Raw genomic sequence first — 16,829 nt, forward strand, 5'->3', positions numbered from 1 at the left:
CGAACGAAGGACCACCATGAACAGCCACGATCCCCTGCACAGCCTGGTCGGCGGCGAACCCCTGCACCCCGCGGGTGGTGCGACCCTGGACCTGGTCGACCCCGTCACCGGACAGGTGGCCGGTCGGGCCGGGGTCTGCGGGCCCGCCGAGGTGGAGTCCGCCATGGACTCCGCCGCACGCGCCTTCCGGACCTGGCGCCGAGCCACACCGGCACAACGCCAGGACGCCCTGTTGGCGATCGCCGATGACCTGGCCGCGCGTGCCGAGGAGTTCGCCGACGCCGAGTGCCGCGAGACCGGCAAGCCGCGCTCCTCGTTCCTGGACGAGGAGATCCCCTTCTGCGTGGACACCCTGCGATTCTTCGCCGGGTCCGCCCGACATCTGGAGGGCAAGGCCGCCGCCGAGTACGCCACCGACCGCACCTCCTGGGTCCGTCGGGAACCGGTGGGCGTGTGCGTGGGCATCACCCCGTGGAACTACCCCCTGATGATGGCCGTGTGGAAGATCGGTCCGGCGCTGGCCGCGGGCAACACGGTCGTGCTCAAGCCGGCGGAGAGCACGCCCACCACCACGGTCCTGCTCGCCGAGATCGCCGCACGGGCACTGCCCGCCGGTGTGGTCAACACGGTGGTGGGCGACCGCGACACCGGCCGCCTGTTGGTGGAGCACCCGGCCACGCGCCTGGTCTCGGTCACCGGTTCGACCCGGGCGGGGGCACAGGTGGCCAAGGCCGCCGCCGACGACATCAAGCGGGTGCACCTGGAATTGGGCGGCAACGCCCCGGCCATGGTCTTCGACGACGCCGACGTGGCCGGCGCCGCCGCCGGTGTGGTCGCGGGCGGTTTCCTCAACGCCGGACAGGACTGCACCGCCGCCACCCGCGTCATCGTCCAGGAGGGGGTGCACGACGCGTTCGTCGCCGAACTGACCCGCTTGGTCGCGGCGCAGGTCACCGGACTCCCCTCGACCGAAGAGAGCGACTTCGGGCCGCTCAACAACGCCGACCAGTTCGCCCGGGTCACCGGGCTGTTGGAGCGTCTGCCCGCGCACGCACGGGTGGAGACGGGCGGGCACCGGGTGGGCGAGGCCGGGTTCTTCCTGGCGCCCACCGTGGTCTCCGGTCTGCGCGCCGACGACGAGATCGTGCTGGAGGAGGTCTTCGGCCCGGTGATGACCGTGCAGCGCTTCGCGGACGAGGACGAGGCGGTCGAGTTGGCCAACGGGGTCGAGCAGGGGCTCGCCTCGTCGGTGTGGACCCGTGACCACGCCCGGGCGATGCGGGTCTCCGCCGAGCTGGACTTCGGCGCGGTGTGGCTCAACACCCACGGCGACCTGCTCTCGGAGATGCCGCACGGCGGCTTCAAGCGGTCCGGATACGGCAAGGACCTGTCGGCCTACAGCCTGGAGGACTACACCCGAGTCAAGCACGTGATGAGCGCCCTGGACTGACGCCGTGCGCGGATCCGCCCGGGTCTAGGGCGGATCCGCGTGTGCGCAGCCGGCACCGGATGTCGTGGAGGATGAGTCCGTCACCTCAAGGGCCTGTCGTCAACAGGGAGCCGCCACCGCTGTTCAGCGACCTTCGCGGCCCCCTTGAACTGTTCCTGTGCCGGCGCACCCCAGTCGAGCAGGCGCTCGGCTTCAGGCAGGGAACACCGGCGCCGGATGTGGACCCGGCCGTTGTCCGGATCCGGGGTGCGCTCACCGACCTCGACCAACCGGGCAGCCATTCTCAGTTGGGCACGCAGCGGCGGCCCACCGGCCTCGCTCACGCTCTGATAGCCCAGGTACACGGGGTCGTCGAAGCGGACCTGGACTTCCTCCCACACCTCACGTTCCAGCGTGGCAACGGAATCCTGATCGATCTCAGGCTCAGGCGTCCCTCCGGGCAGGTTCCACGCACCGAGTTCCTCGTCGTAGAGCACGACCACGCGCCCCAGATCGTCGAACACATACCCGTACACCTGGGTGATGGGAAGGTCTGCCGGGGGATATTCGTCGCCGTGCCAGAGGTAGCTGATGGCCATATCCCCAACCTAAGGTCTCAGAGATCGTCACACCGGCAGATCAAGGGGCTGGAACGCCAGAGGGTGATGATTTTCGAGAAAGCCGCAGAGAAGGAGCCGGCTCGTTGCGGCCCTCGGGTGATGTGCTCTGGCCTAGGGTCGTGGCCATGACTGCGCTGGGAGGCGATGAACTCCACCCCTGCCGCCCTCGGTTGATCGTGCTGCGCGGTAACTCCGCGTCGGGCAAGAGCACCGTGGCCCAAGCGTTGCGGGCGAGGTACGGGCGCGGTCTCGCGATCATTTCGCAGGATATGGTGCGTCGCGACATCCTCAAGGAGAGGGACCTCCCGGGCGGCGTCAACATCGATCTGCTCGACCTCATGGCCCGCCACTCTCTGGAACACGGCTTCCATGTCGTGGTGGAAGGCATCCTCTACGTCGCCCATTACGGGGACATGCTCACCCGCCTGGTGGACGACCACCGGGAGACGGCGCACTGCTATTACTTCGACGTCCCGTTCGCGACCACACTGGAGCGGCACACCACCAAGCCCATCGCCGACGTGGTCGGGGAAGCCGATCTGCGCCGGTGGTGGCGGCCTCGCGACCTGCTCCCCAACGGAGTGGAGAGGCTCATCGACGAGCACAGCGGCATCGAGCACAGCGTGGTGCGGATCCTGAACGACTGCGGCTTGGTGACGCGTGAGCCCCGCGTCTGAGCGCTCGTCCCCTCAAGAGCGCCGCAGCGTCCTGGCCGGCACGGAGGTGGCCCCTCCTGATTACCCGCCGGCTTCGTCAGACCTCGGCGGGTCCGCGCGTGCGCAGGTGGGACCAGGTCAGTTCGGCGACGTGCCCGGCCATGGTGTCGGGCGTCTCGTCCGGGTGATCCAGGAGCCAGTCGGCGAAGGCGTCGGCGGTGCTCACCGCCACCCGGGCCAGCAGTTGGGCGTCCCGGGTGTCCATGTCGCCGTAGTCGTCGCGGGTGCAGGCGGTGATGAGCTCGGCCATCTCCGAGGTGACACGGTCGCGCACGCGGGCGGTCTCGGCCTCGAAGGGCTGTCCCTGGGCGGCGGCCCGCCGGTAGAGGACGGTCCAGCTCTCCCGGTTGTCGACCACGAACGCGAAGAAGGCGCGCATGCCTCGGCGCAACGGGTCGTCGTCGGTGGGGCGGGGTGCGTGCACGGCGGCGCGGATGGCCTCGACGAGGCGTTCCATCTCCCGGCGCACACAGGCGGTGAAAATACCCTCCTTGGAACCCAGGTAGTGGTACACGGTGGGTTTGGAGGTCCCGGCGGCCACCGCGATCTCCTCCACGCTGACGGAGTGGTAATCGCCCCGGGAGAACGCGGAGACGGCGGCGTCGATCAGTTGTTGTTCCCTGACCTCGCGCGGGAGTCTGCGTTGTTTGGTCTTCACGTGAACCGACCCTAACGGGATCGGTGGAAGTGGCGAGGGGGCGCCGGAGTCGAGTCGGGTCGCGCGCTTCGGGGTCGGTCGGTGTCGCGCGTGTGACCTGTGCGCCCGTGCCCGCAATGGTTTCGGCGGGTGGCGCATCCCACACTCCGAGAGGTTTGAATGGGCGGATTCCGCACGGTGGTGCGCGGGATCCGCCCCTTTCGTTCGGTCGTCAGGTGGGTGAGTCGCGCAGTTCCAGGGTGCAGCACTTGGCGCCGCCCCCGGCCTTGCGGAGTTCGTCGAGTTCGATCGGGTGGACCGTGTATCCCAGGGCGCGGAGCCGGTCGGAGAGTGCGGTGGCCTCGGCGGCGATGACCACGTTGCGGCCGTCCGCGACGGCGTTCAGCCCCAGGGCGGCGGCGTCCTCCTCGGTGGCCAGGAGCGCGTCCGGGTACAGGGCGCGCAGCACCCGACGGCTGCCCTCGGAGAACGCACCGGGGTAGTAGGCGATCTGGTGTCCGGAGAGGACGAACAGCGCGGTGTCCAGGTGGTAGAAGCGGGGGTCGACCAGTTGCAGGGTGACGACCGGGCGATCCAGGAGACGTTCGGCCTCCTGGTGGGCGGCGGCCTCGGTACGAAAGCCCGTGGCGGCCAGGATGACGTCGTCCAGGGTGATGAAGTCGCCCTCACCCTCGTTGACGTGCTTGGGTTCCTTGGTCTCGACGTAGCCGGCCTTGCGGAACCAGTCGAGGTAGGCGGGTCCTTCGGGGGTGCGTTCGGCGCTGGCGAACCGGGCCCCGTAGACCCGGCCGTCCACGACCAAGGCGCCGTTGGCGGCGAAGACCATGTCGGGAAGGCCTTCGATGGGGGCTATCTCGCTCACTCGGTGTCCCAGGGAGCGGTGGAGGTCGCGGAGCCCTTCCCATTGCCGAACGGCGCGGTCGCGGTCCACGATCAAGGTGGGATCCATCCAGGGGTTGATCGCGTATTCCACCGCGAAGTAGGTGGGACGGCACATCAGATAGTGCCGGGGCGCCGCCACCGGCGCCGAGTCTTCGGGTCGAACCATGGAACCTCCCCATCGAGGTGCCTCGGAGGCCGAACGGCCCACGGTGGTTCAGGCCTTTACCACCGCGTTTTTCCGGGCGGACATTCCTTGGATACCCACGCCGCGAGGGCGCCAATATCGGCTTTCCCACGGATCATCCGGAAACGGATGTTTCCGGGCGTGGGCGCGCCTCGTCCCACCCGGTTCGAGGACACCCCCTCACAACAGACCGACCGGCCGGTATTGCTAGGGTCGCGGCAGTTCCCTGATTGGAGTACTCCCATGAGCACGACCGTCAAGGCCGCCGTCTTCCACGAGACCGGCGCACCCCCCGAGATCCGTTCCCTGATCCTGCCCGACCCCGGCCCCGGACAGGTACGGGTACGCCTGACGGCGGCGGGCGTGTGCCACTCCGACCTGTCCCTGTCCAACGGCACCCTGGCCCAGTCCTGGCCCGCCGTCCTGGGGCACGAGGGCGCCGGCACCATCGAGAAGGTCGGCCCCGGGGTCGAGCACCTGATGCCCGGTCAGCAGGTCGTCCTGAACTGGGCCCCCGCCTGCCGAGAGTGCTGGTTCTGTCTCCAGGGGGAGCCGTACCTGTGCGAGCACGCCCTGGACGGCACCCTGGTCCCCTACGCCGAACTGACCGACGGCACCCCCGTCTACGCCGGTCTGAGCACGGGCGCCTTCGCCGAGGCCACGGTCGTCTCGGCCAAGTCCGTGATCCCGCTCCCCGACGGCATCGACCCGACCGTCGGGGCCGTGCTGGGATGCGCGGTGGTCACCGGTTGGGGCGCCGTCAACAACGCGGCACGCCTGCGGGAGGGACAGTCCGCGGTGGTCCTGGGGTTGGGCGGGGTCGGCCTGTCCGTTCTCCAGGCCGCCCGGATGGCCGGGGCCGGACCGCTGATCGCGGTGGACGTCTCCCCCGACAAGGAGGAGTTGGCCCGTTCCCTGGGCGCCACCGACTTCCTGGTCGCCGATGGATCCACCCATAAGGCCGTCAGGGGGCTGACCGGCGGGCGCGGAGCCGACCACGCCTTCGAGGTGGTGGGCAAGGCCCAGGTGGTGCGCACCGCCTGGAACTGTGTGCGCCGGGGCGGAGTCGTGACCGTGGTGGGCCTGGGCTCGGCCAAGGACGAGGTGTCCTTCAACGCCCTGGAACTGTTCCACCAGGCACGCACCGTGCAGGGGTGCGTGTACGGCTCCAGCGACCCGGATCGGGACATCCCGATCCTGGCCGAATCGGTGCGCTCCGGCGACCTGAGGCTGTCGGCGATGGTCACCGACGAGATCCCCCTGGAGGGCGTTCCCCAGGCCTTCGAACGGATGCGTCAGGGCAAGGGCGGCCGATCACTGGTGCGGTTCGGGGCCTGAAAGCCCCGATGACGAACGTTCGGGGGACCGTGATGGTGGACGACCCCCACGGGCCCCCGAACGCGGGACGTCTCCGCGGTGCTCCCCTCACGGCACACCGCGAAGACCCGTCTCAGAGCAGGACGTCGCGCAGTTCCTCCAGGAACCGCAGGAGGGCGACCGAACCCGGGTCGCGCTCACCCGCTCCGCGCTCACCCACCCAGGCGGCACGGCCCTTGGCCGACGTCAGAGCACTGGTCTCCTCCACCGCACGCCCGGCGGCGGAAGCCGCGTCCCGTGCGGCGACCATCGGGTCCCGCGCACCGGTCAACGCCTCCTCCACCAGCAGCAGCCCGTCCACGAAGGTCTTGTCGCCGGGCTCGGCGCCGCCCCGTTCCCGCACCCGGCGGGACACGGCGGCGGTGAGGCGCGCGGCGTCATGGACCGAGACGGAGGGAAGTTCCTCCGACTCGGCGGCCGCCGCGAGCAGGCCCGCGCCGGTCAACGCCGCGAACGTGGAGGGGTTGGCCGCCGCGAACGCCGTGGCCGTGGCACGCAGCACGTCGGCGTGGTGGGCGTCCTCGGGCAGCGCGAGCAGCGCCTCGCGGACGGCCGACGCACCCGAGGAGACCGTGATCCCCAGGTCGCCGTCGCCGAGCCGCGAATCCAGCAGACGCAGTTCCTCCGCGTGCGAGGGCAGGCGCTCCATGGTGGCGATCAGGGTGCCGCGCAGCGCACTGGCGGTACCGGTACGACGCGCGGCGGGGGCCGAGCCCGTACCGGTCTCGGCGCCGGACGTGCCCGTCTCTTCCGTCCGGGCCCGTGGCGCGGGCGTGTTCCCCTGACCGAAGAACGGGGACGCGGCCGGCTCGTCGATGAGTTCGGCCAGTTCGTCGTCGAGCAGCAGCACGGAGACCGAGGCCCCCGCCATCTCCAGGCTCGTCGCGAACTCGCCCACGTAGCGCCGGTGGATGACCACGCCACGCTCCCCCAGTACCTGGTGGACCCGGCGGTAGATCAGGTAGAGCTCCTCCAGCGGGGTGGATCCCAGGCCGTTCACCAGGACCGCGACCCGGTCCCCGGCCTCGGGTTCCAGTTCGCCGAGGATCTCGGTGAGGAAGCGGTCGGTGATCTGGTCGGCCGTCTCCAGCGGTCCCCGGTGGCTGCCCGGCTCGCCGTGGATGCCGATCCCGACCTCCATCTCCCCCTCGTCGAGGGTGAAGGTGGGTTCACCGGCGGCGGGGAGGATGGTGGGAGACAGGCCCACGCCCATCGTGCGCGTGACGTCCACGGTGCGTTGGGCCACCGACCGCACCTTCTCCAGGTCCTCGCCGCGTTCGGCGGCGGCCCCCGCCGTCTTGTAGGCGAAGAACAGCCCCGCCACCCCGCGCCGGGTGTCCTCCTTGCCGCGGGGAGCGGACAGGACGTCGTCGGTGCCCAGCACGGTCGCCGTCTCGACGCCCTCCGCCGCCACGACGTCCCCGGCGAGGTCGAAGTTGTAGACGTCACCGCCGTAGTTGCCGTACAGGTACAGCACACCGGCACCGCCGTGGCTCGCGCGCGTGGCGGCGGCGATCTGTTCGGCGGACGGGGAGGAGAACACGTTCCCCACGGCCACCCCGGTGGCCAGGCCCTGTCCCACGTAGCCGAGGAACAGGGGGAGGTGGCCCGAGCCGCCCCCGGTCACGATGCCGACGCGTCCCTGGACGGGCGCGTCGGCGCGCACCAGCGCCCTGCGGTCGTCGGTCGCCGCGCGCAGCCGGTCGGGGTGCGCCATGAGCAGCGACTCGGTGACCTCGTCGACGAAGTCCTCGGGTCGGTTGATGATCTTCTTCAGCGCCATGTGCGCTCACACACCTCTCGCACTACAACCGTCGGAGTCAGGCCAGGTCCCGCGCGGTCTCCTTGAGGACCGTCAGGTCGGCCTCGGAGACGGCGTCGCCGCACACGCGGGCGGGTCCGGCGGAGATCCCTTGTACTTCCAGGCCCGCCTTGAGGTGCGGGATGCTGCCGCTCTTGACGGCCGCCACCGCGCGCTCCACCAGGGGCTGCGCGGCACGCACACCTTCGGTGTCACCGCTGTTCAGGGCGTCGCGCAGCGCCACGAACGGCTTGGGGAAGACGGAGGAGACACCCGAGACCACGCCGAGACCGCCGGCGCGCACGAACTCCTCGAAGGCGATGTCGTTGCCGGACAGGACGTCGAACCCGGCGGGGGCCTGCGCGAGGTAGGCCGCCACCGACTCGTCGCTCTCACCGCTGATCTTCACGCCACGAACACCGATGTCGTTCAGGCGGCGCAGTACCGAGGGCGCGGCCGGGGTGGTGGAGCGCGCCCGGAACAGGTAGGCGTGCACCTCGGCGTCGCCGGCCGCCGCCACCAGACGCTCGTAGTAGCGCACCATCGCGTCCTCGGGCGAGGGCAGGAAGTAGGGGGTGATGGCGGCGAACCGGGTCGCCCCGGCCGCCACGGAGGCACGGACCAGGGACTCGGCCTGGCGGGGCGCGGCCGCACCGACGTGGGCGTAGACCCCCTCGGGACCGAAGACGTCCAGGGCCAGGCGGATGACCTCGATTCGTTCGGTGTCGTCGAGGGCGGTGAACTCGCCGGTGGTACCGGCGACGAACACACCGTCGACGCCGCGGTCGCGTACCGCGGTGAACAACGCGGTGGCGCTGCCCGGGTCGAGGGCCTCGTCCTGGGCGAACGGGGTGGGAAGGGCGGTGATCACCTTCGCGTTGGCGGGCATGGGTGTTTCTCCTCAGGTGGGAAGGGACGGGAAGGGCGACGGTTCCGGGTCAGGACGTCGCGGTGGTGGTGCTCTCCGCGGCGCGGGCACGGCGTGCGCGCCAGGCGTTGCGCAGCGGCGGCGCGAGCAGGGCGAGCGCGCTCACCGCCAGCAGACCGAGCGCGATGGGGCTGGTCAGGATGTTCGCCGGACCGCCGATCTCCAGGGCCCGACGGAGGTTGCCCTCGGCCAAGCCGCCGAGGATGAGGCCCAGGACGACCGGGCCGGGCGGGATCCCGAAGCGCTTCAGGAACAGGCCGACGACACCGAAGACGAGCATCACGGCGACGTCGAAGACGCTGTTGTTCACGGCGTAGGTGCCGACCATGCAGAACACGAGGATGACGGCCCACAGGAAGTGCTGCGGCAGTTCCAGGAGTTTGGCCACGCCGCGCATGCGCAGGACGCTGATCACGAGTGCGACCACGGTCGCGATGAGCATGATCCCGGCGATGCTGTAGACCAGGTCGGGCTGGTTGGCGAACAGGGACGGGCCGGGCTGGATGCCCCAGACGACCATGGAGCCGATCATCACGGCCATCACGGAGTCGCCGGGCAGGCCCAGGGCCAGGGTGGTGGTGACGGAACCGCCGAGGGTGGAGTTGGACGAGGTGTCCGCGGCGGTGAGGCCCTCCAACGAACCCTTGCCGAACTCCTCGGGGTGTTTGGAGAGCCGGCGTGCCTGGTCCCAGCCGAGGATGCCCGCGATGTCACCGCCGGTGGCCGGCACGATGCCGACCACGCCGCCCACACCGCTGCCGATGGCCAACGGCTTGAACATGGTGCGCCAGTCCTCGCGGGTGGGGAACCAGCGACCGAAGTCCTTGATCGGTTCCACCCCGCGGCCCTTGCGGTGCACGAGGATCTGGTTCATCACCTCGGCGATACCGAAGAGACCGATGATCGCGGCGATGAAGGGGATGCCGTCGGACAGCTCGGACGCACCGAACGTGAACCGGGGTGTGCCCGTGATGGGGTCCCGGCCGACGGTGGCCAGGAGCAGACCGAACCCGCCCGCGATGAGGCCTTTGACGATCCGCCCGCCGGACACACCGATCATCATCGTCAGACCGAACACGACCAGTGCGAACATCTCGGCGGGGCCGAAGTTCAGGGCCAGCCTGGACAGCGGGATCGCGGCGACCATCAGCAGGACGATGCCGACGAGTGTGCCCCACGCCGAGGCGAAGGCGGACGAGGTCAGCGCCAGCCCCGCCTTGCCCTTTCGGGCCATGGCGTAGCCGTCGAAGGTCGTGGCGATGGACGCCGGGGTGCCCGGGGTGTTGATCAGGATCGCCGGCACCCGGTCACCGAAGTTCGCCGACACGTAGATCGTCAGCAGGACCGCCAGGCCCGGAAGCGGCTCCAGGGAGAGCGTGAAACCGCTGGCCAGGGCGACGGCCATGGTGGCGGTCACGCCGGGGAAGGCACCGACGAGCATGCCCAGGAGGGCGCCCGCGGCGATGCACAACAGGATCATGGGGTCCAGGAGGGCGCTGAAGCCCTCGACGATCGGACTCATCGGAATCCCTTCGAGGAGACACTGGTCTTCGGACCAGGGAGGGGTCGAGCCCTTGTGGCACCGGTGTGAGGCCGATGGGCGGTCTTCCGTCCCCGGCCGTTGACCGAAGTCACAGCGGGACTCTCAGGAAGACGCCGAACAGAAGGTAGAGAATCGCGGTCACCGTGATCGGGAAGAGGATCAGCGCCTTCCACCCGCGGCCGCCGCCCAGCCAGGTCAGGGCGATGAACAGCAGCAGCGTGGAGACCCGGAAGTCGATGAAGTACCAGAGGACGCCGTAGCCCACGATCGTGGCGAGCATCGCGGTGAGCCGCCATGCTCCCTGACGGGTGGCCTCCTCGGGCACGTCCTCCTCCACCGTGACGGTCGAGCGCCGCAGCGCCCCCACGGCCAGGAACACGCTCAGCAGCAGGACGAGGGCGGCCAGCAGCTCCGGCCACCACCTGGGACTGAACTGGGTGAGACGGGCCCCTTCCGGGACCTGCGAGGCGAGGACGAAGGCGACCACGGCGAAGGCCGCGGCGGCCAGGGCGGGGATCAGGTCCCGCAGTCTGCGTCCCGGACGCGCCGCGCTCGTGGCGGGCGCGTCCGGGTTCGTGGTCGTGTCACCCATCGGGTCAGTCCTGGCCTTCGAGCAGCTCGCCGAAGCGGGCGTACTCCGCGTCGACGAACTCGGCGAACTCGTCCGAGGGGACGTTGACCGGGATGTTGCCCGAGTCGGTGATGATCGTCTGGAAATCCTCGGAGGAAGCCGCTTCGGTGAACGCCTCCTCCAGCGTGGACCGGGCCCCGTCGGGGAGGCCGGCCGGAGCGCCGATACCGCCCCAGCCACCGATCACGATGTCCACGCCCTGCTCGGTGGCGGTCTGCACGTCGGGCAGCGACTCGGAGGGCTCGGCGTCGAAGACCGCCAGGACGCGGACCTGCTCGTCGGCGTGCGCCGGAGCGGTCTCGGAGATACCCGCGACCACGGCGTCGACCTGGCCGCCGACGGCGGCCGTGACGGCGGGGGCGCCACCGTCGAAGGGCACCGGCTGGAACTCGGTGTCGGTGGCCTGGCCCAGCTCGGTGGTGGCGGCCTCCCAGATGGAGCCCGCGCCCGAGTTGGACACCGCGATGGAGCCGGGCTCCGAACGAGCGGCCTCGACGAGGTCTTCCAGGGTCTCGTAGGGGCTGTCCGCGGGGACGGCGATGGTGGCGGGGACCGACACCATCTGCCCGATGAGGTCGTAGTCGACCGGGTCGACCTCGTAGCCCTGGTAGCCGAGCATGACGCTCTCGACCGGCAGGTAGCCGATGGTGTAACCGTCGGCCGACTGCGAGGCGAGGTTCTCCAGGCCAACGGACCCGGCACCGCCGCTGCGGTTCTCCACGACGATGCTCTGCCCCAGGGTGTCCTCCATTTCGGAGGCCAGGGTGCGGGCCGCCAGGTCGGAGGCGCCTCCGGCGTCGTAGGGCACGACGAGGGTGACTTCCTGGCTGGGGTAGTCCGAGGCGTCCTCGCTGACGCCGCCCCGGTCGGCGCAGCCCGCGGTGAGGGCGGTGACCGCCAGTGCGGCCGCGGACAGGCGGAAGGTGGTGGAACGCATGGTGTTCTCCGATTTCGGTGGAACCGGCTCCGTTGACGGGTCGCGGGACATGAGCCGAGGATCTGTGGGACGTAGATCGCGTCCCGTGGGTCAGGTGGACGTGGGCTGCGACGTGGGCTGCGTATAGGGAGCCCTGAGTCGGAGCCTGGCGTTGTCCAGGTGGCCGTGGAGTTCGTCGAAGACGGCGTCGGGCTCCCCGGACTCGATCAGGTCGGCGAGGATCTCGTGTGCCCGAACGGAGGGGCCCAGGTCCTCGTAACGCTCGTTGGAGGCCAACAGGAGTACCTCGATGGTGGGCCGGTACTGCGCCCACACGTCGGCGAGGCGCCGGTGTCCGGCGACGTCGTAGAAGACCGAGTGGAAGTGCACGTCGGCGGCGGTGAAGGCGTCGGGGTCCCGCTCCTGTCGGGCCTTGCGCATCCGCTCCAGAGGAGCGCGCAGACCGTCGGTGAGCCTGCCCCGGTCCTTGTTCAGCCCGATCTCCAGGGCGAGCCGTTCGAGCGATCCGCGCAGTGAGAAGAGTTCGTCGATGTCGTCCCCGACCAGGCCCACGACCGTGGCACTGCGTCGGTTGGTGTCGATGAGTCCTTCGGAGGCGAGGATCTTGAGGGCGTCGCGGATGGGCCCGCGGCTCAGGTCGAACTGCTCGGCCAGGGGGCCCTCGACCAGCGACGCACCGGGGGCATAGCGCCCGGTGATGATCAGACGTCGGAGTTCTCCGGCGACCTTCTCGCCGAGTGCCCGCTGCTTGATGGGCAAGATCTCCGACATGGCGTCCTCTCGGTTAACTGTTAACTGTTAACCAGATTGGATCACGGTGTGACGCGTGTCAACTGTTGACCCATAACGCGTCCCATGCTCCTGATGTCTGATTTCACCGAACCCCTTGCGCCATCGGGGATGCGGATCCCTCGCCGAGCCGAAAAATATACGGGACACCCGACCTCGGGGAATCACCGAAAGGATCAGCGTCATCACACACGGTCACCGACAGGTGTCCGTCGGGTGAACGGAAGGTTCTCCCGGGGTGTCCTCACCGCGCGACCCGCTCTCGGATGTTCCTCCTTCTCGGAGGTTCACGCGTCATCACACGACGAGGGCCCCTCCCGAGGTCCACGCGGGTCACCTCGACCGGCTGGAGTGGTCGGATCGAAAGGACAGGGGACTCTTCGCTCCGAGGGCAAGGGATGACCTGCGCGAACCTCGGGGAGCGGGCACCTCCGTGCGCGGCCGCGTGATCGTGCCCGAGGCCGGCCGGTTTGTCACACCCTGACAAAGGGTGTGGTGCGCGGCGCACATACCCCTTGCCGTTGGACCCGGGCCGGTGCACAGTCTTCACCACCACGTACCAGGACCAGCGAGGAGTCACCCATGAGCACCGACCAGACCGACGCGATCGTCGTCGGGGCAGGGCTGGCCGGACTGGCCGCGGCCGCCGAGCTGGCCGATGCGGGCAAGCGGGTGATCCTGCTGGACCAGGAGCCCGAACAGTCCCTGGGCGGTCAGGCGTTCTGGTCCTTCGGCGGGCTGTTCTTCGTGGACTCCCCCGAACAGCGCCGCATGGGCGTCAAGGACTCCAAGGAGCTCGCGCTCCAGGACTGGATGGGCACCGCCGACTTCGACCGGCCCGAGGACGCCTGGCCGCGCAAGTGGGCCGAGGCCTACGTCGACTTCGCCGCCGGGGAGAAGTACTCGTGGCTGCGTCAACAGGGCCTGAAGATCTTCCCGGTGGTGGGCTGGGCCGAGCGCGGCGGGTACCTGGCCAACGGGCACGGCAACTCGGTGCCCCGCTTCCACATCACCTGGGGCACCGGCCCCGGCGTGGTCGCCCCCTTCGAACGCCGGGTGCGCGCCGCCGTCGAGAAGGGACTGGTGGAGCTGCGGTTCCGCCACCGGGTGGACGAACTGGTCGTGACCAACGGGACGGTCACCGGGGTCCGCGGCACGGTGCTGGCCCCCAGCGACGTCGAGCGGGGGCGGGCCAGCAGCCGGGACGCCGTGGGCGAGTTCGAGGTGGGCGCCCAGGCGATCGTCGTCACCGCCGGCGGGATCGGCGCCAACCACGACCTGGTCCGCCAGAACTGGCCCGAGCGGCTGGGCAAGGCCCCCGAGCACATGCTCTCGGGTGTGCCCGCCCACGTGGACGGGCGAATGCTCGGCATCACCGAGCAGGCCGGCGGCGAGATCATCAACCGCGACCGGATGTGGCACTACACCGAGGGCATCCAGAATTGGGACCCGATCTGGGACAGGCACGGCATCCGCATCCTGCCCGGCCCGTCGTCGCTGTGGCTGGACGCGACCGGCAAGCGACTGCCCGTGCCCTACCTCCCCGGGTTCGACACCCTGGGGACCCTGGACCACATCATGAAGAGCGGCCACGAGTACACGTGGTTCGTGCTCTCCCAGAAGATCATCGAGAAGGAGTTCGGCCTGTCGGGTTCGGAGCAGAACCCCGACCTGACCGGCAAGGACCTCAAACTGGTGTTGCAGCGGGTCCTGCCGGGAGCCCCGGGCCCGGTCGAGGCGTTCAAGCAGCACGGTGCCGATTTCGTGGTCGCCGACAAGCTTCCCGAGCTGATCCGCAAGATGAAGGCGGTCACCGGTGACGAGGTGCTCGACGCCGACACGGTGACGCGCGAGGTGGTGGCCCGCGACCGCGAGATGGTCAACACCTTCACCAAGGACCTCCAGGTCATGGCGATCCACAGTGCCCGTAACTACCGGGGCGACAAGCTCGCCCGGGTGGCGACCCCGCATCAGATCCTGGACCCGAAGGCGGGCCCGCTCATCGCGGTCCGGCTGCACATCCTCACCCGCAAGACCCTGGGCGGTCTGCACACCGACCTGGACGCCCGTGTGCTGCGCGCCGACGGCACCCCGCTGCCGGGGGTGTACGCGGCCGGTGAGGTCGCCGGGTTCGGCGGCGGTGGCGTGCACGGATACCGGTCCTTGGAGGGCACCTTCCTGGGCGGCTGCATCTTCTCCGGCCGCACGGCGGGAAGGGCCGCCGCGGCGGCGCTCGGCTAGGCACGACGCGGAAGGGGGTGGGGCCGGCCGGTGTCGGTCCCACCCCCTTCTTTTTTGGTCGACACCAGGAGCCGAATGATGTGGGTTCTTATTCGCGAATTTCGCCATTTCCACCTCACGCTCCCCAGAACTCCGCAACGCTGGTCTCCATGCGAATGAGGAGGCGACGACTGTCATGACCACCGACAAGACGGACCCGGGACCGGCACCGCTCACCGTGGAGGATATGCGGAAGATTCCGGACGACGGGCGGCGCTACGAGCTGGTCGACGGGAGGCTTGACGTGTCCCCCGCCCCCGTCAGCTTCCACACACTGGCCACCGCACGTCTCACCGCCCACCTCAGCAACTGCGCCCCGTCTGGGCTCCTGATCATGGACGGTCCAGGGGTGATTCTCAATGCGGAACGTACGCGCTACCGAGTCCCGGACTTGGCCGTGATTCGTAGCGAGGATTTCCAGATGCCCTACACGACCACACCTCCGCTGCTGGCGGTGGAGGTGGTCTCACCCGAGAGCGTGTTCCGGGACCACCACACGAAACGGCAGGAGTACGCCACCTTCGGCATTCCTTCGTACTGGGTCCTCACTCCCGATCCCGACAAGCCGAGCATCATCGAATTCCGGTTGAAGGACGGTGAGTACACGGAGGTGGCCCCGGTGTTCGGTGAGGACGTCCTGGAGACCGAACTGCCCTTCCCGGTACGGGTCGTACCGCAGTGGCTCCTGCGCTTGGACGGTGACTGGCGTCGGCACATCGGTGGGCCGAAGGAGGCGGAGGATGCGAAGACGGCGCAGGAAACGGAGAAGCCGGAGAGCGGCGCGTAGCCCTCACCATGACGGCACGGAGCCGGGTGTCCCCCTCGGGCACCCGGCTCCGTCATGTCCGCTCCGGTCCCTCCTCCGCACCTGTTTCGGGTTCATCGGAGGCGGCCTCGGGCTTTCGTGGTCTGCCACGACGCGGAATGTCCCGCACCTCTTTGGGCATCCGGCCCGCGTCGTCCAACGCGCGGCGTAGCAGGAACTCGATCTGGGCGTTGGTGCTGCGCAACTCGTGACCGGCCCAGCGCGCGAGCGCGTCGTGGACGGCGGGGTCGAGCCGCAGCAGCACCTTCTTGCGCTCGGACAAGGCACCTCACCCGGATCTACTGGTACAGGGTCCCGGCGTTGACGATGGGGCTGGCGGGGCGGTCGGAGCACAGCACCACGAGCAGGTTGCTGACCATGGCGGCCTTGCGCTCCTCGTCCAGGTCCACCACGTTCTCGTCGGCCAGACGTTCCAAGGCGCGGTCCACGAGGCTGACGGCGCCCTCGACGATCTCGGCGCGGGCGGCGATCATCGCGCCGGCCTGCTGGCGCTGGAGCATGGCCTGGGCGATCTCGGGCGCGTAGGCCAGGTGGGTGAACCGGGACTCGACGATCTTCACGCCCGCGGCGTCGACGCGTTCGGCGACCTCCTTGGACATCTGTTCGGTGATGGCGTCGGCGCTGTCGCGCAGGGACGTGCCGTCGCCCTCTCCGTAGGAGTCGTAGGGGTACTTGCCGGCGATGTGGCGCACGGCGGCCTCGGTCTGGGTGGAGACGAACTGGATGAAGTCGTCCACCTCGAAGGAGGCGCGGGCGGTGTCCTCCACCTGCCAGACCACGACGGCGGCGATCTCGATGGGGCTGCCGGAGGCGTCGTTGACCTTCATGACGGAGGTCTCGTGGTTGCGGATCCGGGTGGAGATCGCGTTGCGCACGGTGAGCGGGTTGACCCAGCGCAGACCGTCGGTGCGGATGGTGCCGACGTAGCGGCCGAAGAACTGCACGACCTGGGCCTCGTTGGGGGCGACCATGGTCAGCCCGAAGGACAGGACCGCGCCGACCAGTGCCAGGACCACGCCGACCGCGATGAGGAACGTGGGCAGGTCGAGCAGTGGCAGCAGGGCGATACCGACACCGCCCAGCAGGAGGACCATCGCGACCACGAACATGGGGATCCCGCCGTACCCGAAGGCGGCGCGTTCACGGTACTGAGGCGCCGGTCTGGTGACGCCGGGGGTCTCGCTCATCTCGGTTCCTTCCTTAGGTGATGACTTGATCATAGCATTGT

General features: G+C 69.6%; 16 protein-coding genes. 5 read left to right on the forward strand and 11 right to left on the reverse strand.

Annotated features, from left to right (window positions below; translation table 11 throughout):
- The first annotated feature begins 16 nt into the window (after positions 1 to 16).
- A complete protein-coding gene (locus BQ8420_RS20375; RefSeq protein ID WP_087100742.1) occupies positions 17 to 1,450 on the forward strand; it encodes an aminobutyraldehyde dehydrogenase in 1,434 nt (477 codons plus the stop codon).
- 80 nt (positions 1,451 to 1,530) lie between these two features.
- On the opposite strand, the gene BQ8420_RS20380 is transcribed toward BQ8420_RS20375, so the two are convergent.
- Positions 1,531 to 2,028, reverse strand: coding sequence for an NUDIX hydrolase (locus tag BQ8420_RS20380; RefSeq protein WP_200816016.1), 498 nt, complete (start codon positions 2,026 to 2,028; stop codon positions 1,531 to 1,533).
- A gap of 146 nt (positions 2,029 to 2,174) precedes the next feature.
- Between BQ8420_RS20380 and BQ8420_RS20385 the strand changes: the two genes are divergently transcribed.
- Positions 2,175 to 2,726, forward strand: a complete 552-nt coding sequence (locus BQ8420_RS20385; RefSeq protein ID WP_087100815.1) for an AAA family ATPase — start codon at positions 2,175 to 2,177, stop codon at positions 2,724 to 2,726.
- Positions 2,727 to 2,802: 76 nt separating this feature from the next.
- On the opposite strand, the gene BQ8420_RS20390 is transcribed toward BQ8420_RS20385, so the two are convergent.
- Entirely contained in the window at positions 2,803 to 3,423 is a 621-nt protein-coding gene (locus BQ8420_RS20390; RefSeq protein ID WP_087100743.1) for a TetR/AcrR family transcriptional regulator, read from the reverse strand.
- 211 nt (positions 3,424 to 3,634) lie between these two features.
- A complete protein-coding gene (gene ddaH, locus BQ8420_RS20395; protein WP_087100744.1) occupies positions 3,635 to 4,471 on the reverse strand; it encodes a dimethylargininase in 837 nt (278 codons plus the stop codon).
- Positions 4,472 to 4,732: 261 nt separating this feature from the next.
- On the opposite strand from ddaH, the gene BQ8420_RS20400 reads away from it, so the two are divergent.
- Positions 4,733 to 5,827, forward strand: coding sequence for an alcohol dehydrogenase catalytic domain-containing protein (locus BQ8420_RS20400; protein WP_087100745.1), 1,095 nt, complete (start codon positions 4,733 to 4,735; stop codon positions 5,825 to 5,827).
- Positions 5,828 to 5,939: 112 nt separating this feature from the next.
- Here the strand turns inward: BQ8420_RS20400 and BQ8420_RS20405 are convergent, their stop codons facing one another.
- The 6 genes from BQ8420_RS20405 to BQ8420_RS20430 all read right to left on the reverse strand — a co-directional run bounded on the left by BQ8420_RS20405 (position 5,940) and on the right by BQ8420_RS20430 (position 12,477).
- The gene (locus BQ8420_RS20405) at positions 5,940 to 7,649 is read right to left on the reverse strand and encodes a dihydroxyacetone kinase family protein (RefSeq protein WP_087100746.1); all 1,710 of its coding nucleotides are present in this window, start codon (positions 7,647 to 7,649) and stop codon (positions 5,940 to 5,942) included.
- A 37-nt stretch (positions 7,650 to 7,686) separates the two neighbouring features.
- On the reverse strand, positions 7,687 to 8,556 hold the full coding sequence (locus BQ8420_RS20410) for a dihydrodipicolinate synthase family protein (protein WP_087100747.1): 870 nt from the start codon (positions 8,554 to 8,556) through the stop codon (positions 7,687 to 7,689).
- 49 nt (positions 8,557 to 8,605) lie between these two features.
- Positions 8,606 to 10,117 (reverse strand): tripartite tricarboxylate transporter permease, encoded by a 1,512-nt coding sequence (locus BQ8420_RS20415; RefSeq protein WP_087100748.1) that lies wholly within the window; start codon positions 10,115 to 10,117, stop codon positions 8,606 to 8,608.
- 109 nt (positions 10,118 to 10,226) lie between these two features.
- Positions 10,227 to 10,730 carry a tripartite tricarboxylate transporter TctB family protein gene (locus BQ8420_RS20420; RefSeq protein WP_087100749.1) on the reverse strand — a complete coding sequence of 168 codons (504 nt, stop codon included), beginning with the start codon at positions 10,728 to 10,730 and terminating at the stop codon, positions 10,227 to 10,229.
- Positions 10,731 to 10,734: 4 nt separating this feature from the next.
- Positions 10,735 to 11,706 (reverse strand): tripartite tricarboxylate transporter substrate binding protein, encoded by a 972-nt coding sequence (locus BQ8420_RS20425; protein WP_087100750.1) that lies wholly within the window; start codon positions 11,704 to 11,706, stop codon positions 10,735 to 10,737.
- Positions 11,707 to 11,796: 90 nt separating this feature from the next.
- The gene (locus BQ8420_RS20430) at positions 11,797 to 12,477 is read right to left on the reverse strand and encodes a GntR family transcriptional regulator (RefSeq protein ID WP_087100751.1); all 681 of its coding nucleotides are present in this window, start codon (positions 12,475 to 12,477) and stop codon (positions 11,797 to 11,799) included.
- Between the two features lie 600 nt (positions 12,478 to 13,077).
- On the opposite strand from BQ8420_RS20430, the gene BQ8420_RS20435 reads away from it, so the two are divergent.
- Both BQ8420_RS20435 and BQ8420_RS20440 read left to right on the forward strand, forming a co-directional pair.
- The gene (locus tag BQ8420_RS20435) at positions 13,078 to 14,736 is read left to right on the forward strand and encodes an FAD-binding dehydrogenase (RefSeq protein WP_087100752.1); all 1,659 of its coding nucleotides are present in this window, start codon (positions 13,078 to 13,080) and stop codon (positions 14,734 to 14,736) included.
- Between the two features lie 175 nt (positions 14,737 to 14,911).
- Positions 14,912 to 15,562, forward strand: coding sequence for a Uma2 family endonuclease (locus BQ8420_RS20440; protein WP_087100753.1), 651 nt, complete (start codon positions 14,912 to 14,914; stop codon positions 15,560 to 15,562).
- 52 nt (positions 15,563 to 15,614) lie between these two features.
- Here the strand turns inward: BQ8420_RS20440 and BQ8420_RS20445 are convergent, their stop codons facing one another.
- Positions 15,615 to 15,863 (reverse strand): hypothetical protein, encoded by a 249-nt coding sequence (locus tag BQ8420_RS20445; RefSeq protein ID WP_087100754.1) that lies wholly within the window; start codon positions 15,861 to 15,863, stop codon positions 15,615 to 15,617.
- Between the two features lie 16 nt (positions 15,864 to 15,879).
- On the reverse strand, positions 15,880 to 16,788 hold the full coding sequence (locus BQ8420_RS20450) for an SPFH domain-containing protein (protein WP_087100755.1): 909 nt from the start codon (positions 16,786 to 16,788) through the stop codon (positions 15,880 to 15,882).
- Positions 16,789 to 16,829 lie beyond the last annotated feature (41 nt).

Source organism: Nocardiopsis sp. JB363, assembly GCF_900143625.1.
Lineage (GTDB): Bacteria > Actinomycetota > Actinomycetes > Streptosporangiales > Streptosporangiaceae > Nocardiopsis.

Coding starts and splice junctions, on each gene's coding strand:
- BQ8420_RS20400 (WP_087100745.1), top strand. CDS start 4,733: ATGAGCACGACCGTCAAGGCCGCCGTCTTCCACGAGACCGGCGCACCC.
- BQ8420_RS20430 (WP_087100751.1), bottom strand. CDS start 12,477: ATGTCGGAGATCTTGCCCATCAAGCAGCGGGCACTCGGCGAGAAGGTC.
- BQ8420_RS20435 (WP_087100752.1), top strand. CDS start 13,078: ATGAGCACCGACCAGACCGACGCGATCGTCGTCGGGGCAGGGCTGGCC.
- BQ8420_RS20380 (WP_200816016.1), bottom strand. CDS start 2,028: ATGGCCATCAGCTACCTCTGGCACGGCGACGAATATCCCCCGGCAGAC.
- ddaH (WP_087100744.1), bottom strand. CDS start 4,471: ATGGTTCGACCCGAAGACTCGGCGCCGGTGGCGGCGCCCCGGCACTAT.
- BQ8420_RS20420 (WP_087100749.1), bottom strand. CDS start 10,730: ATGGGTGACACGACCACGAACCCGGACGCGCCCGCCACGAGCGCGGCG.
- BQ8420_RS20425 (WP_087100750.1), bottom strand. CDS start 11,706: ATGCGTTCCACCACCTTCCGCCTGTCCGCGGCCGCACTGGCGGTCACC.
- BQ8420_RS20450 (WP_087100755.1), bottom strand. CDS start 16,788: ATGAGCGAGACCCCCGGCGTCACCAGACCGGCGCCTCAGTACCGTGAA.
- BQ8420_RS20405 (WP_087100746.1), bottom strand. CDS start 7,649: ATGGCGCTGAAGAAGATCATCAACCGACCCGAGGACTTCGTCGACGAG.
- BQ8420_RS20375 (WP_087100742.1), top strand. CDS start 17: ATGAACAGCCACGATCCCCTGCACAGCCTGGTCGGCGGCGAACCCCTG.
- BQ8420_RS20410 (WP_087100747.1), bottom strand. CDS start 8,556: ATGCCCGCCAACGCGAAGGTGATCACCGCCCTTCCCACCCCGTTCGCC.
- BQ8420_RS20440 (WP_087100753.1), top strand. CDS start 14,912: ATGACCACCGACAAGACGGACCCGGGACCGGCACCGCTCACCGTGGAG.
- BQ8420_RS20385 (WP_087100815.1), top strand. CDS start 2,175: ATGACTGCGCTGGGAGGCGATGAACTCCACCCCTGCCGCCCTCGGTTG.
- BQ8420_RS20415 (WP_087100748.1), bottom strand. CDS start 10,117: ATGAGTCCGATCGTCGAGGGCTTCAGCGCCCTCCTGGACCCCATGATC.